The sequence below is a fragment of the Actinomadura luteofluorescens genome (assembly GCF_013409365.1).
Taxonomy (GTDB): domain Bacteria; phylum Actinomycetota; class Actinomycetes; order Streptosporangiales; family Streptosporangiaceae; genus Spirillospora; species Spirillospora luteofluorescens.
The window spans coordinates 7,935,196-7,951,826 of sequence record NZ_JACCBA010000001.1; the positions used below are offsets into that span (position 1 = coordinate 7,935,196).

5 protein-coding genes are annotated in these 16,631 nt (G+C 73.5%); all 5 read left to right on the forward strand.

Annotated elements, in window-relative coordinates; all coding sequences use genetic code 11:
• The first annotated feature begins 2 nt into the window (after positions 1–2).
• The 5 genes from BJY14_RS36685 to BJY14_RS36705 all read left to right on the forward strand — a co-directional run bounded on the left by BJY14_RS36685 (position 3) and on the right by BJY14_RS36705 (position 16,622).
• Complete coding sequence (locus tag BJY14_RS36685; RefSeq protein WP_179847800.1) at positions 3–3,965, forward strand: family 78 glycoside hydrolase catalytic domain; 3,963 nt, start codon at positions 3–5, stop codon at positions 3,963–3,965.
• Complete coding sequence (locus BJY14_RS36690) at positions 3,962–7,684, forward strand: glycosyl hydrolase (RefSeq protein ID WP_179847801.1); 3,723 nt, start codon at positions 3,962–3,964, stop codon at positions 7,682–7,684. Before BJY14_RS36685 ends, BJY14_RS36690 begins: the two co-directional genes overlap by 4 nt.
• A gap of 87 nt (positions 7,685–7,771) precedes the next feature.
• Positions 7,772–10,486, forward strand: a complete 2,715-nt coding sequence (locus BJY14_RS36695; protein WP_179847802.1) for a family 78 glycoside hydrolase catalytic domain — start codon at positions 7,772–7,774, stop codon at positions 10,484–10,486.
• 11 nt (positions 10,487–10,497) lie between these two features.
• Positions 10,498–13,683 carry a family 78 glycoside hydrolase catalytic domain gene (locus BJY14_RS36700; protein WP_179847803.1) on the forward strand — a complete coding sequence of 1,062 codons (3,186 nt, stop codon included), beginning with the start codon at positions 10,498–10,500 and terminating at the stop codon, positions 13,681–13,683.
• Positions 13,680–16,622: a glycosyl hydrolase gene (locus BJY14_RS36705; RefSeq protein WP_218905750.1), complete on the forward strand. Its 2,943-nt coding sequence runs from the start codon at positions 13,680–13,682 to the stop codon at positions 16,620–16,622. Before BJY14_RS36700 ends, BJY14_RS36705 begins: the two co-directional genes overlap by 4 nt.
• The last annotated feature ends 9 nt before the right edge of the window (positions 16,623–16,631 follow it).

A 16,631-nucleotide genomic window follows, 5' to 3' on the forward strand; every position in this document is an offset into this window, starting at 1 on the left:
TCATGCCCGAAATCCCCCTACCACGCGGTGCCGTCTGCGGCGTCGCCCTCTGCCTCGCGCTCACCGCCGTCACCGCACTGCCCGCCCGCGCGGACGCCCCCGGGCTGCGCGCCACCGGGCTGCGGACCGACGCGCTCGACGACCCCATCGGCATCGACGACACGACGCCCACCCTGAGCTGGCGCCTGTCCGCCCCGGGCCGCGGCTCCGCACAGGCCGCCTACCAGGTGGTCGCGGCGACGTCCCGGGATCGGCTCGGCAGCGCCGACCTGTGGGACTCCGGCAAGGTCTCCTCAGGCGCCGCCGACGCCGTCTACCGGGGCACGGCGCTCACCTCCCGCCGCCAGGTGTGGTGGCGGGTCCGGGTCTGGGACGGCTCGGGGCGCGCGTCGGGCTGGAGCACCCCGGCCCGGTTCGAGACGGGCCTGCTCGCCAAGGACGACTGGTCCGCCAAGTGGATCGGCGACGAGCGCTGGCTGAACCGGGAGCCCACTCCCGCCACCGTCGCGCTGCCCGCCGGGACCAGGGCCCGCCACCTGCGGCTGGACGTGACGAAGCTGGGCCTGCCGGTCAAGGAGGGCGGTTCGCTGCTGTCGAGGCTCCAGCTCGCCGAGATCGAGGCGCTCGACCCGTCCGGGGCGAACGTGGCGAAGGGCGCGAAGGTCACCGCGTCCGAGGTCCGCGAGTACCCCGGCAAGTGGATGCCGGAGTTCGTCACCGACGGATCCCTCACCACGCAGAAGGCCCCGTTCGGGTACACGAGCCCCGCCTACGGATCGCAGGACCCCGGCCACCACATCTGGCTCCAGCTCGACCTCGGCGCCGTCAAGGACCTCGCGTCGGTCAAGCTGTACCCGCGCACGGACCTGATGACGGCCGACGGCAAGACGCCGAACTTCCCCGTCGACTTCACGCTGCAGACCTCCGACTCGGCGGACGGCCCGTTCGCCACCGCCAGGACCGTCACCGGCCAGGAGCCGCCGCCCGCCTACCAGACGGACCTGCCGCGGCTGCCCCTCCTCGCCCGGCAGTTCTCGCTGAAGGACAAGGTGCGGTCCGCGCGGCTCTACATCACCGCGCTCGGCATCTACGACGCCACCGTCAACGGCCGCCCGGTGAGCGACGCCGTCCTGGAACCGCCGAACACCGACTACCGCAAGCGCGCCGAGTACGCGGCCTACGACGTCACTAAGCTGCTGCGGCGCGGCGGCAACGCGATCGGCGTCCGGCTCGGCAACGGCACCTACAACGTCACCTCCACCAGCGACCGCTACACCAAGTACGTCGGGGCGCAGGGCGCGCCGAAGCTGCTCGCCCAGCTGGAGGTCACGCTCGCGGACGGGACCACCGCCCGGGTCGCCACCGACCGGTCCTGGCGCACCGACCTCGGCCCGACCACGTTCACGCACTGGTACGGCGGTGAGGACGAGGACGCCCGCCTCGCGCGCGACGGCTGGGACGGGCCGTCGGCGGACCTGGCGTCCTGGCGCCCGGCCGCCGAGGCGCCCGACCCCGGCATCGCGCTCACCGCGCGCATGTCACCCGCGATCGTGCCCGTCGGCCGCCGCCGGACCGTGAAGGTCACGCAGCCCGAGAAGGGCACCTACGTCTTCGACCTCGGCGAGAACATCGCCGGCTGGCCGCAGATCCGGGTCGGCGGCGCGCGCGGGACGGAACTGACGCTCAAGCCGGGGGAGCGGCTCGGTGCGGACGGCCTCGTCGAGCAGGGCACGATGATCGCCGGCGGTGCGCGGCGCCCCCCGGTCGAGGACCACTACACCCTCGCCGGGAAGGGCGCGGAGACCTGGCACCCCCGCTTCGTCTACCACGGCTTCCGCTACCTCCAGGTGACGGGCCTGCCGTCCGCGCCGGACGCGGACGCCGTGTCGGCCGTCGTGCTGCGCGCGGGCAACGCCTCCGCCGGATCGTTCGAGAGCTCCGACCTGCTGCTGAACGGCATCCACACGATCATCGACCGGTCGATCCAGGGCAACATGTACAGCATCCTGACCGACTGCCCCGACCGGGAGAAGCTCGGCTGGCTGGAGGAGACCCAGCTCGTCCAGGGGTCGGTCACCCGCAACTACGACGTCGCCGCCTACTACCCGGCGCTGCTGCGCAACATGGCCGAGGCGCAGACCTCCGACGGGCTCGTCCCCGACATCGCGCCCGAGTACGTCCAGTTCTCCGGCGGCGTCCGCGACGACCCGAACTGGGGCAGCGCCATCATCCTGGCGGCCTGGCAGCACTACCGCACCTACGGTGACACCCGCCCGCTGCGCGACTTCTACCCGAACATGCAGCGCTACCTGGACTACCTGACCTCCAAGGCCAAGGGGAACCTGCTCGACTACGGCCTCGGCGACTGGGCCGCCGTCGACAAGACCACGCCGCGCGGGATCGCCGCCACGTACGGCTACCAGCGCAGCGCCGCCGCGCTCGCCTCCGTCGCCGGGCTGCTCGGCAAGGACGACGACGCCGCCCGCTACCGCAAGCTCGCGGGCGACATCGCCGGCGCCTTCAACGCCGAGTACCTGGACGAGGCCAGGCACACCTACGGCTCCGGCAGCCAGGCCGGGGACGCGTTCGCGCTCGACCTCGGCATCGTCCCGGAGGGGCAGCGGAAGGCCGTCCTCGACCACCTCGTCGCCTCCGTCAAGGCCAAGGGGTACCACCTCACGGTCGGTGAGATCGCGCTGCCCGCGCTGTTCCGGGTGCTGTCGGCGGCCGGGCGCGACGACGTCATCCTCACCGTCGCGCAGCAGGTCACCGACCCCAGCTACGGCTACCAGGTCGTGCACGGCGCGACCGCGCTCACCGAGTACTGGGACGGCCCGACCGGCTACGGCTCCCAGAACCACTTCATGCTGGGCGCCATCGACGAGTGGTTCGGCGCCGGGCTCGCCGGGATCGGCCAGGCCGCCGACTCGGTCGCGTTCGGCAGGCTCGTGGTCCGGCCCGCCGTCGTCGGCGACCTGACCCGCGCCGCCTCCACCTACCGCACGCCGCGCGGCGCCGTCTCCAGCGCGTGGCGCCGGTCCGGGCACGACCTGCGGCTCGACGTGACCGTCCCGCCGGGCGCGCCCGCGCGCGTGGAGGTGCCGCTGCTCGGCGCGTCCGGCGCCCAGGCCCCGGCCGGCGCCAAGGCCCTCGGCGTCCAGGACGGGCGAGCCGTCTACGAGGTCGGATCCGGGTCCTGGACGTTCACCGTCCGCACCCCCGGCTCCGTGCGGCAGGACCGGACCCAGCTCGCCGTCGAACCCCCGTTCGGCGCCGACGTCCCCGTCATCGAGGGCGAGTCCTCGAAGGCCCGGTTCCGCGTCACCAACCTCGAACGCCGCGCCGTCACCGTCCCGGTGAAGGCCGCAGCGTCGGACGGCTTCACGGCCGAGGCCGCGGGACGGGTCACGATCCCCGCGGGCGGCTCCACCGAGGTCCCGGTCACGATCGGGCGCACCGGCGCCGCGACGGACGGGACCGTCACCCTCACCGTCGACGACGAGAGCGTGCGGGCACCGGTGCGCGTCACCGGGAACCTCGTGCGCGTCGCCGAGATGTCGGCCTCCAGCACCCACAGCGGCTCGTCGCCCGCGTGGGCCAACGACGGCGGCACCGACTCCCGCGTCTGGCTCAACGGCGTCGGCGGATGGAACGACGACACCGCCGGGGACTTCCCCGACACCCTCACCGCCACCTGGGACGGGCCGCGCCGCGTCGGCCGCGTGAAGGTCTTCACGCTCGACGACCCGGCGCACCCGGCCGCCAAGACCGGCATCCGCGACTTCGACGTCCAGGCACGCGTGGACGGGACGTGGACGACGGTCGGCACCGTCACCGGCAGCACCGCCGGGACGGTCGAGAAGACCTTCGCGCCCGTCGAGGCGTCGGCGCTCCGGCTCCTCGTCCACGACTCCAACGACCACAACTACAGCCGCGTCATCGAGCTGGAGGGCTACACCTCATGACCCGTTCCAAGGCCCGGCTGCTCGCGGTCCCCGCGGCCGCGCTCGTGGCCCTGTCCGGCCTCGCGGTCGCCGGGGCCGCGCAGGCCGCCCCGCCGTCCGGTCCAGGCGTCCCGGCCCTGACCCGCGCGACCTTCGCCGACCCCCCGGCGTCCGTGCGGCCCAAGTACCGCTGGTGGCAGCCCCTGGCCCACACCGACGACAGGGAACTGGCCGCGGAGCTCGAACAGATCAGGAAGGCGGGCGGCGGGGGAGCCGAGGTCGCCCCGTTCAGTGTGGAGGGCGCCGGCAACAACTCCCCGGAGTTCCTGAAGACCTACGGGTGGGGCACCCCGCTGTGGGCGCAGAAGACCCGGACGATGCTGGCCGCCGCCAAGGCCAACGGCCTCGGCCTGGACTTCACCATCGGCCCGCGCTGGCCCGCGACGGTCCCCACCGTGAACGACGTCAACGATCCGAGCGCGCAGCAGCAGGTCGTCTTCTCCCACGAGTTCCACAAGGGCGGCACCGGCAGGTCCGGTGCGCTGCCGGCGAACTTCAACGTCGCGCCGCCCGCCGGCGCGAAGAAGACGCTCATCGCGGCTCTCGTCGCCAAGTGCGCCGACGCGGGCTGCGCCTCGTCAAGCGGCCCGCGGATGCTGGACCGCGCGAGTGTCACCGACGTCACCTCCAAGGTGGACGCGCAGGGCGGCCTCGCGGTCGACTTCCCCGGCGACGGCGAGAGCACCTACGCGCTGATCGCCTTCTACCAGACGCCCAGTGGGCAGTCCCTGTCCGGCTACACCGCGACCGGCACCAACTACGCCCTCGACCCGTTCAGCAAGGTCGGAGCGAAGGCGACCACGGACTTCTACGACGAGCACATCCTCACCCCCGACGTGCGGAAGCTGCTCGCCCAGATGGGCGAGAGCGACCTGTTCGAGGACTCGCTCGAACTCGGCACCACCCAGAAGTGGACGTCCGAGCTGGTCGGCCAGTGGACGAAGCTGCGCGGCTACTCGCCGGTCGAGGTGCTCCCCGCCCTCGCCGGCGCCGGTGACCAGGGCATCACCGACCGGCCGTTCTTCGACTTCGGCGGCGGCGCCGGCGCCCGGGTCCGCACCGACTACCGGCAGACCCTCAGCGACCTCTACATCCGCAACCGGCTCGACGTGCTGCGCGAGTGGGCCCACAAGCACCACATCAGCACCCGCATCCAGCCCTACGGCATCCCGGTGGACGTCCCGGAGGCCGCCTCGCACGTCGACGTCCCCGAGGGCGAGTCCCTCGCGTTCGGGCAGTCGGTCGGGGCCTACAGCAACGTGCAGGACTACCGGGTCGTCGCCACGGGCGCGCACGTGTCCGGGCGGCCGGTGGTGTCGGACGAGTGCTGCGCCTTCTCCGGCTCGGTGTGGGGCTCGACGGCCGGCGCCGGAACGGACGCCTCGAACCTCCAGGCGGTCTACCGGGGCTTCGCCGGCGGTGTCAACCAGGTCGTCTGGCACGGCTTCCCGTACCTGAGCAGGGGGCCCGCGGGCGCCGGACCGCAGTCGGCCTGGCCCGGCATGACCTACGGCGGCAACACCTCCTACTCGGAGGCGTTCGGCGACAAGGGCGGCCCGAACTGGGCCGACTACCGGGCGGTCAACGACAGCCTGGCCCGGATGCAGCTCGTGCTGCGGCAGGGCAAGCCCCGGTTCGACCTGGCCGTGTACTGGCAGGACTTCGGGATGAACGGCACCGGCACCACCGGGAGCGGGTCGAACAAGCTGATCCAGAGCACCTCGGCGCTGGCGTCGTCCGGATACACCTACGAGTACCTCAGCCCGGCGCTGCTGCGGCGCAAGGACGCCTCCTTCTCCCGCGGCGCCCTGTTCGGCGACCGCTCCGCCTACCACGCGGTGCTGCTGAACGACCAGAAGACGATGCCGGTCGACGCCGCGGAGAAGCTGCTCCGGCTCGCGCGGCAGGGGCTGCCGGTCGTCATCGTCGGGGACGTTCCGGGCACGGTGCCCGGCAACGGCGACACCGCACGGCAGGACGCGCGGCTGAAGTCGGCCGTCTCCGAACTCCTCAAGCAGCGCGGCGTGGTGCGGGTGGCGAGCGAGGCGGACGCGCCGGACGCGCTGCGGCGCCTGAACGTCACGCCCGCCGCCACGCCGCACGACGGCTCGGGCGCGATCCTCGACGTGCGCCGCCAGGCGGGCTCCACCGACTACTACTACCTGTACAACCAGACGAACACCGCGACCGCGCAGAAGGTCACCCTGACCGGCGAGGGCGTCCCCTACCGGCTGGACACCTGGACCGGGAAGATCACCCCGATCAGCGGCTACACGTCCGGGCACGGCACCGTCACCGTCCCGGTCCGGCTGGCCGCGAACGACGCCGCGTTCATCGCGGTCACGCCGCGGCACGACGCCACCTTCACCGGCCGCCCGCAGGCCGCCCGCCCGCCGGGCGGGCAGAGCACGGCGGCCGTCCCGCCGCCGGTGAAGCTCGACGAGTGGTCGCTGTCGGTGGACTCCTGGGGCCCCGGGCCCTCCGGACGGCCCGGCGACACCGCGCACAAGACGCTCGGGCCGGTCACGGTGAAGGCCGGGGAGGGCGGCGCGCTGCCCGCCTGGTCGGCGATCACCAAGGCCAACGGCTACCCCGTGGACCTCGCGGACGTCTCGGGCGTGGGCACCTACACCGCGAACGTCGCCCTGGACGACGGCTGGAAGGGCATCGACTCGGCCGCGCTCGACCTCGGGACGCCGGTGGACACCGTCCGGGTGAACGTCAACGGCCACGACCTCCCGCCGCTGAACCAGGCCGACCTGCGGCACGTCCAGGTGGGCCGGTACCTGCGGCCCGGGAACAACACGATCACCGTGCGGGTCGCCTCCACGCTGCTCAACGCGGTCCGCGCCGCGCCCGGCACCGGGGCCTCGTCCCGGTCGCCGATGGACTACGGGCTGTTCGGCCCCGCCGTCCTCACCCCGTCCGGCGGCGACCGGCCGGTGCTGACCGCCGAGGCGCTCGAACCGGAGCTGCCGCTGGCGGACGGCGGCTACAACCGCGCGAACGTGCTCGTCACCAACGCCTCCGGGCGCGCGGCGAACGTGACGGTCACCGCGTCCGCGGCCGAGGGGGTCAGCGCCGAGCCGGAGCGGGGCCGCGTGGCGGTGCCCGCCGGGGGCTCGGTGACGGTGCCCGTCGGGCTGCGCGGCAAGGGCGTCGCGTCCGGCGCGAGCACCCTGAAGGTGACCGCGCGCAGCGACGCCGGACCGTCCGCCGTCACGGCGGTGACCCTGCGGCACTCCGGTGACCTCGCCCTCAACCCGGGCGGCACGCCGTTCCCGCGGGTGGTCGCCGACGCCGGACAGGACCGGTACCCGGCCAAGCTCGCCGTGGACGGATCACCGAGCACGTTCTGGGTGTCGTGGGGACGCGCCGCAGGCCAGGGACCGACCCCCGCCGACCCGGTCCGCTACGGCGTCGACTTCGGCGCGCCGGTCGAGTTCGGCTCGGTCGTCGTGGGCGGGCGCTCCAACTACGGGCCGCGCGACTACGGCGTCCAGGTCTCCTCGGACGGCCGGAACTGGCGCACCGTGGCCACCGCCACGGACACGCCCAAGGAGGGCGGGACGACGGCCTTCGCCAAGGTCAGCGCCCGCTACGTGCGCCTGGACATCACCAGGAGCTGGGACGGCATCGGCGCGAACGTGCAGATGAGCGGGTTCTCCGTAAGGCCGTAGGCCGGAGGGCCGGGGGCGCGAGGGCGCCCCCGGCCCCGTCCGGCGGATGACCCCAAGCCGCAGCAACGAACTGGAGGACCACTCCTCATGATCCGTTCCAAGACGTTCCGCGTCGCCGCCGCGGCCGGGCTCTCGGCCGCCGTGGTGGCGCTTCCCGGGACCGCGCAGGCCGCGTTGAAGGCCGGGCACGCGCCGCAGGCGCCGGCCGGGCTGACCGTGGGGGACCAGGCCCGCCCGCTGAGCGTGGAGGGGGCGCCGCTGTTCGGGTGGACGCCCCGTGACCGCGACCCCGGGGAGGTGCAGAGCGCGTACGAGATCATCGTGCGGGGGCCGTCCGGCACGGCGGTCTGGGACAGCGGCCGGGTCCGGTCGGGGAGCCAGGAGTACGTGCGGTACGCCGGGCCGTCGCTCGCGCCGGAAACGTCCTACACATGGACCGTCCGGACCTGGGACGCCTCTGGAAAGCGCTCTCCTTGGGCGCGGCCCGCCGCGTTCGACACCGGCCTCTCCGACCGGGACTGGCAGGCCACCTGGATCCGGCGCACCACCGCGGACGCCGACGACTACACGCTCGCCCGCAAGGACTTCACGGTCGGCGGGTCGAAGGTCGTGCGGGCCCGCGTGCACATCGCGGCCGGCCAGCAGTACGCACTGCACCTGAACGGCGAGACCGTCGACCGCGGCCCGGCCTTCGAGTACGCCGACGACGGCTTCTACAAGACCGTCGACGTCACCTCGAAGGTGAAGGCCGGGCGGCCCGCCACGATCGGTGCGCTCTACCACTGGTACGGGTCGGGGCAGGGGCGTCCGAAGGGGGAGCCCGGCCTGCTCGTCCGGCTGGTCATCGACCACGCCGACGGGACCCGGCAGGTCGTCGTCACCGACGGGACGTGGAAGGTCACGCGCGCCCCCTGGAAGAAGGCGCCGAAGCGCAACGGAGACGCCGGCGACTACGTCGAGGACATCGACGGCACCGCCGCCCCGCTCGGCTGGGACGAGCCGGGGCACGACGCGTCCGCCTGGCAGGACCCCCAGGTCGTCGGGGTCCATCCCGCGTCCGGGTTCAAGCACCTGCACGGGCAGGAGACCGCGCTCTCGTACCAGGCCGTCCGGCCCGTGAAGGTCACGCGGCTGGACTCGGGCGCGCTGGTCGCCGACTTCGGGAAGGTGATCCCGGCCGTTCCGGTGGTGCGGTTCCGCGACGGCGTCGCCGGCCGCCACGTAGACATGCACGCCTCCTACGTCCTCAACGACGACGGGACGGTCTCCCGCTCCAAGGACGACAACCAGGACACCGACCTCAGTTACGGCTACACCCAGCGCGCAGGCGACCAGACCTTCCGGCCCCTCACCTATGTCGGCTTCCGCTACCTGGAGATCGCGCCGGACGCCGGAGCCGAGGCCGGCGACGTCTCCGCCGTCCTCCAGCACGACGAGGTGACCCGCGGTGGCCGCCTCCACACGTCCGACGCGGGAGTGAACGCGGCCTACGACCTGATGGCGCGGTCGGCGCTGTACGGGTCGCAGTCCCAGTTCCTCGACACCCCGACCCGGGAGAAGGGGCAGTTCCTCGGCGACTCGGTCGACACCTCGCTCGCCATGATGGGCGCCTACGGGGAGCGGCGGCTGACCCGGCAGGCGATCCGCGAGTTCATCGCGTCGCAGGCGCGGTACTGGCCGGACGGGCGCCTCAACGCGGTCTACCCGAACGGCGACGGCAAGCGCGACATCCCCGACTACACCGAGATGTTCCCCGGCTGGATCTGGGACTACTACGAGCAGTCCGGCGACGCGTCCACCCTGGCGGAGGCCTACCCCGTGATGAGCGCGGTCGCCGGCTACGTCCGCCGCTACATCGCGGAGGGGACTGGGCTGGTCACCAACCTCGAAGGAGGGTCCGGGCAGTACAGGTACGGCATCATCGACTGGCCCGCGACCATGCGCTACGGGCACGACATGGACACCGCCGCCCGCACGGTCATCAACGTGCTCGGCGTGGACGTCCTGAACGCCACCGCCCGCGCCGCCGACGCGCTCGGCAGGAATGGTGACGCGGAGGCGCTGCGCAAGGACGCCGGGACGCTCACCGGCAACATCAACGCCAAGCTCCGCCGTTCCGACGGCGTCTACATCGACGGCCTGAAGAGCGACGGCGCCCAGAGCACGCACGCCTCGCAGATCGCCAACGCCTACGCGCTCGCCTACGGCGTCGCGCCCGCCGACGGGCGGGAGAAGGTCGAGTCGTACATCGCCGGGCTCGGCATGCAGATGGGACCGATGACCGCGCACCGGCTGCTGGAGGCGCTCGGCGGCCGTCCCGCGGACGTCGTCACCCGCCTCACCGACACGAAGGGGCCGGGCTGGGGCAACATCCTCGCGCGCGGCGGCACCTTCACCTGGGAGTCGTGGGACGCCCCCGAGACCGGGCAGAGCTTCTCCCACCCCTGGGGCGCGACGTCGCTGGTCGAGGTGCAGCAGACCCTCCTCGGCGTCACCGTGACCGCCCCGGCCTCGGCCGCCGTCCGGATCAGGCCGCCGCTGACCGGGCTCGACCGCGCGTCCGGGACCGTCCCGCTGCAGCGCGGAGACGTCGGCGTCACGTGGAAGCGCGCCGGCCGCGGCTTCTCCCTCGACGCGGACATCCCGGTCAACGTCCGCGCCGAGATCCACGTCCCGGCGCGTTCGGCCGGTGACGTCCACGTCTCCGGACCGGGCGGTGCCCGCTTCACCGGGATGAAGGACGGCTACGCCGTCTTCGAAGCCGGCTCCGGGCACCTCACCTTCCGATCCGACCACCGCTGAGGAGCACGGAGATGACCGAACGATCGAGCGGGATGAGCAGGCGGCACTTCCTCGGGGCGTCGGCGGCGGGGGTGGCGGGCACGGTCGTCCTCGGCTCCGCCGGGGGCACCGCGTCGGCGGCCCCCGCGCCCCCGGCGGCACGGACGCCGTCCGGGCTGCTGACCTCCCTGATGCCGGACGGCCTCGGCGTCGGCGCCCGGCCGAGGCTGAGCTGGCAGGTCGCCGACCTCGGCCCGGGGACGAAGCAGACGCACTACCAGGTGCAGTTCGCCACCACACCGGCCCGCCTGGAGCACGGCCCGCACGCGTGGGACAGCGGGAAGGCCGCGTCGGCGGTGTCCGTCGCGGTGCCGTACGGCGGCCCGGCGCTGTCGCCGCGGACGGTGTACTGGTGGCGGGTCCGGACGTTCGACGGGCCGAGGGCGTCCCGCTGGTCCGAGCCCGCCCTGCTGGCCACGGGCGTCGGCGGGTGGTCCGCCGAGCCGATCTGGACGACGGCCGCGCGGGCGCCCGGCGACGGCGTCCTCAAGGCCCGGCTCCAGATCACCTCGGTCGCGGCGAGCCTCTGGTTCCGGGCGTCCGGGACGAGCGCCAACTACCTGTGGCAGCTGCGCGCCGGGGCTCCGGGCGTCCTGAAGAAGCACGTCTGCGTGAACGGCGCCTACCAGGTGCTGGAGGAGAAGCGGCTGCCGTTCCCCATCGAGACGGGCCGCTGGTACGACGTGGCGGTCGAGATGGCGGGCTCGACCTTCCGGACGTCGATCGACGGCGCCGAGGTCGACACCGCCACCGACGCCACCTACCGGACGGGCACGGTCGGGATGCGCAACGGCTCCACCGAGGCGAACGTGTGGGACCGCGTCACCTTCACCGGCCCGGACGGCGAAGCGATCATCGACGAGGACTTCACCGACGGCCGCGGCACCTTCGGCGCCGGCACGGTCGCCGGCGGTGCCCTGACCCTCGCCAAGGGGCAGTCGACGCTGTCCTCGGCCGGGTCGCCCGACGACTCCTGGGCGCTGCTGCGCACCGAGTTCGTCCCGGAGCGCAAGCCGGTCGCGGCCGCCGTGCTCCACGTCGCCGCCCAGTCCCCGGCGTCAATCCGCCAGTACCCGGCCAAGATCTGGGTGAACGGGAAGGTGGCCGGCTTCGCCTCCATGCGGGGCGGGGCGGGGGCGCCGAAGTACCACTCCTTCGACGTGACCAAGGCGCTGGAGCCGGGCCGGCGCAACGCGCTCGCCGCTCTGGCGTTCACCCCCGAGGACAAGCGCTTCCTCGCCGAACTCGTCGTCACCTACGCCGACGGAACGACCACCACCGTCGCGAGCGGCGCGGCATGGCGGACGCGACGCCAGGCGGGGCTGCTGCGCGACGCCGGGACGATCGGCTCCGGCTTCTACACCGGCCCCCAGGAGTACTGGGACATGCGGCAGGAACCGGCCGGGTGGACGAGCCCCGGCTTCGACGACTCCGGCTGGGAACCGGCGGTGGTGAAGGCGGCCATCGCCGGGCTGGAGCCCGCTCTCGTCGAACCGGTCGGACTGTACGACGCCGAACCCGCGTCCGTGCGTAAGGTGTCGCCGGGCACCTGGCTCGTCGACCTCGGACGGGAGATCGCGGGCGGTCTGCGCCTGTCCGTGCGCGGCAAGGCCGGGCAGACCGTCGAGGTCCGGCTCGGCGAGGAGCTGAACGGCGACGGGACCGTCAGGTACGCGCTGCGCGCCGGCGTCACCTACAAGGAGGTCTGGACGCTCCGCGACGGCCCGCAGACCATCGAGCACTGGGGCTACCGAGGGTTCCGCTACGCGCAGCTCATCTGCGACGACGACCTCGACCTCTCGCAGGCCGCCACCGGGCGCGCCTGGCGGGCCGCCTGGCGCGACTCCGACGCGTCGTTCTCCAGCTCCGACCCCGACCTCGACCGCGTGTACGAGATGTGCCGGTACTCGATCGAGGCGACGCGCGGCGACCTCTACACCGACACGCCGACACGCGAACGCGGCCCCTACGAGGGCGACGCGCTCATCAACCAGGCGTCCGAGTACGCGGTGCAGCGCTCGTTCGCGCTGGCCCGCGCCTCCGACGTCTACCTCACCCGCAACCCCACCTGGCCGACCGAGTACCGGCTGATGAACGTCATGTCGGCCTGGCAGGACTACCTGCACACCGGCGACCCGGAGCAGCTCGCCGCGGACTACGCCCTCCTCGTCTCCAAGCACCTGACGGCGCACCTCGGCGACGACGGGCTCGTCCACAAGAGCCCCGCTTCACCGACCCAGGACCTGGTCGACTGGCCCACGTCGAATCGTGACGGGTACGTGTTCACCGACGTCAACACGGTCGTGAACGCCTGCCAGTACGCCGCGTTCACCGCCATGGCCGACATCGCGGACGCCCTGGGCAAGACCGCCGACGCGAAGAGCTGGCGGGGCCGCGCCGGCACGCTGGCCAAGGCGATGCGGGAGAAGCTGCTCGACGCGCCCAACGGGCGGTTCTTCGACGGAGCGGGCACCACCCACAGCGCGCAGCACGCCACCGTGTACCCGGTCGCGCTCGGCGTAGCGGGGCCCGGCACGGTTCCCGACTCCGTCGTCCGCGCGTTGGGCGAGACCCTCGCGGACGGCGGTATGAAGGTCAGCGTCTACGGGGCGCAGTTCCTGCTGGACGCCCTGTTCGCCACCGGCCAGGCCAAGGCCGCGATCGGGCTGATGACGGCCACCGGCATGAGCTCCTGGCTGCACATGATGGACGACCTGGGCGCGACCATCGTGGCCGAGGCGTGGGACCCGTCCCTCAAGCCCAACATGACGTTCTCGCACGCCTGGGGGTCGGCGCCCGCGAACGTCATCCCGCGCCACGTCCTCGGTGTGCGGATCACCGCGCCGGGAGCCGCCGAGATCGAGATCCGGCCGCGGCCCGGCGACCTGACCCGGATCTCCGGGCGGGTCCCGACGATCCGCGGCCCCGTCTCCGTCGCGCTCGACCGCGGCGAGGGGTACCGCCTGGACGCGGACGTGCCGCCCGGCATGTCCGCGCGCCTGGTCGTCGAGCTCGGCGACGACGATCCGCGCGCGTTCCACGTCACCGGACCCCATGCCCGCGCCCCCCGCGCCACGGGCCGGGACGCGACCGGCCGGCTCCTCACCCTCGGCCCGGTCGGCTCCGGCCGCATCACAGTGATCAGGAGAAGACAGTGAACGACGAACGCACGGGGCAGGGGTTCACGCGCAGGCGCGTGCTCCAGATGGGCACGGCCGCCGCCGTCGCGGCGGGCGCGGCCCCGGTCCTCGGAGGCGAGGCGGCCGCCCAGGCCGCGCCGCAGGCGGGACCGGGCGGGTTCGCCCGGCCCGGCGCGGCGGTGCGGCCGCGGTTCCGCTGGTGGTGGCCGGACGGCCTGGTCGACCCGGCGGAGATCCGGCGCGAGATCGACCAGATCGCGGACGCCGGGTTCGGCGGCGCGGAGATCGTCGCCGTGCACCACAGCATCCGCGACAAGTCCGTCCTGGACCCGGCGGGGCACGGCTGGGGGACCCCGGCCTGGAACGCCGGCGTCGAGGCCGCGCTCGACCAGGCGGCCCGGCGCGGCGTGACCGTCGACCTGACGATCGGCCCGGCCTGGCCCGCCGCCGTCCCGACCATCACGCCGGACGACGAGGCCGCCGTCCAGGAACTCGCGTACGGGACGGCGGCCCTCGCGGGCGGCGCCACCCACGACGGCCCGGTCCCCGAGCCGGTCGCCGCGCCCGAGGACGGCGTGACGAAGCGCCACCTCGTCGCCGTCCACGCCGTCCGGATCGACGCCGCGAACACCACCCGCAAGGAGACCGGCCTCGACCCCGCGTCGTTCACCGACCTGACCTCGAAGGCCGCGGGGGAGCGGATCACCTGGACGGCCCCGGAGGGCGGCGACTGGCTGCTGTTCTCCTACTGGCGTCGCGGCAGCGGGCAGCGGCCCGAGTCCGGCCCGCACTCCTCCCCGGACAGCTGCGTCGTCGACCACTTCAGCCGCGCCGGGACGCGCGCCGTCACCGCGTTCTGGGAGGCGCGCCTGCTCACCCGCGACGTCCGCGGGCTGATTAGGCGGGCGGGCGCGACGCTGTTCGAGGACTCGATCGAGCTGGAGACCGGCGCGCTCAACTGGACGCCCGACCTGCCCGCCGAGTTCAGGCGGCGCCGCGGCTACGACCTGATGCCGTACCTGCCGGTGATCGTCCGCCTCAAGGAGAACACGAAGTTCGCCTACGACGCGGCGACCACCTCGCACGTGCGGCACGACTTCTGGCAGACGGTCTCCGACCTGTTCAACGAGTTCCATTTCGCGGCGCTCGCCAAGTGGGCGCACTCGCTCGGGCTGGAGTACCGCGCGCAGCCGTACGGGCTGGAGACCGACGCCATCCACACCGCCGCGATCCTGGACGTCCCGGAGGGCGAGTCGCTCGGGTTCAAGAACCTGGACGACTACCGCGCTCTCGCCGGAGGCCGCGACATGGGCGGCCGGACGATCCTCTCCTGCGAGGCAGGCGCCTACCAGGGCGGCGCCTACAACACCACCTGGGGCAGGTTCCTTCGCACCATGGGCGGTGCCTACGCGGCCGGGCTCAACCAGACCGTCCTGCACGGCTTCTCCTACGCCACCGCGCCGGGCGCGGCATGGCCGGGATTCGCGGCGTTCACGCCCTACAACGGCGGCGTCGGGTTCTCCGAGTCGTGGGGACCGCGCCAGCCGACATGGCGGCACGTCCCCGACGTTGCCGGCTATCTGTCGCGCGTCCACCTGGCCATGCAGGCCGGCAAGAGCCGCATCGAGGTGGCCGTGTTCCGCCAGAAGGGCTACACCAAGACCGGGATCGGCGCCGGATGGTTCACCAAGAGCGGTGTACCGCTGGGCTGGACGCACCAGCTCATCAGCGCGCCGCTGCTCGACCTGCCGTCCGCGACCGTGTCCGGGGGGCGGCTCGCCCCCGGCGGCCCCGCCTACAAGGTCGTGTTCGTCGAGGGCGACCGTTTCGGCGGCAACGAATGCACGCTGCCGCTGGGCACTGCCCGCACCATGCTGAAGCTGACGAAAGCGGGCCTGCCGCTGGTGTTCCTGGGCGACTGGTCGGCCGCGACCGTTCCGGGCCTCGCGCGCGACGGCGAGAACGAGCGGCTGCGCGCCGTCCTCAAGCAACTGTTCGCGCAGCCGCGCGTCCGGGTCGTCGCCGCGGAGGCCGACGTGCCCGGGGCCCTGGCCGACCTGGGCCTGCGCCCGGCGGTCTCCTACGCGGAGGCGTCCACGCTGCTCACCGCCCACCGGAGGGACGGCCACGCCGACTACTTCTACCTGTGCAACGGCAAGCACGCCGAGACCGTCAAGCCGCCGGTCGCCGCGATCGACCACGACGTCACCTTCACCCGGTCCGACCGCGAGGCCGTCCCGTACCGGCTGAACCTGTGGACGGGCGAGACCGAGCGGATCGCCGTGTACCGAGAGGAGGGCGACACGGTCACGCTGCGGGTGGCGCTGCAGCCGTCCGAGGCCACCGTGATCATCCTGGCGCGCGGCGGGCACGCCCCGTCCGCCACCGCGTCGCAGGCCGCGCTCCGCGTCGACCGGCAGCGCCTGGTCGCCCGCGCGACCTCCGCCGGCACCTACACGACCACGCTGCCCGGCGGACGCACCGTGCGGACGGAGATCGGCGCCGTGCCCGAGGCGCGCGCCCTCACCTCCTGGCGGCTCCAGGTGGAGGACGTGACGCCGGACGGCGTGAAGCGGCACGACCTGGAACTCGACGGCCTCAAGGCGTGGCCGGACATCCCCGAACTCGCGGACGTCTCCGGCATCGGCACCTACACCACCACCGTGGACTGGGCGGGCGGCGGCGCCCTGCTGGAGCTCGGCGAGGTCCTCGACACCTGCCGCGTCACCGTCAACGGCCACCGGCTCCCGGTCAGCGTGATCGTCCCGGTCGTGGACATCGGCCCGTGGCTGCGGCGCGGCGCCAACACGATCGAGGTCGAGGTCGCCACGACGCTGAACAACCGGCTCCGCGTCTGCGACCCCGGCGTGTACGGCGGCGCGTCCCGCCAGCGGTACGGGCTGATCGGGCCCGTCCGGCTCGTCCCCTACGGCGAGGCGGTGGTCTCCACCCGCTGAACCCCGAAC

What these genes read in the sequence shown, in the direction of transcription:
- BJY14_RS36685 (WP_179847800.1), top strand. Translation starts at nt 3, where the DNA reads ATGCCCGAAATCCCCCTACCACGCGGTGCCGTCTGCGGCGTCGCCCTC.
- BJY14_RS36690 (WP_179847801.1), top strand. Translation starts at nt 3,962, where the DNA reads ATGACCCGTTCCAAGGCCCGGCTGCTCGCGGTCCCCGCGGCCGCGCTC.
- BJY14_RS36695 (WP_179847802.1), top strand. Translation starts at nt 7,772, where the DNA reads ATGATCCGTTCCAAGACGTTCCGCGTCGCCGCCGCGGCCGGGCTCTCG.
- BJY14_RS36700 (WP_179847803.1), top strand. Translation starts at nt 10,498, where the DNA reads ATGACCGAACGATCGAGCGGGATGAGCAGGCGGCACTTCCTCGGGGCG.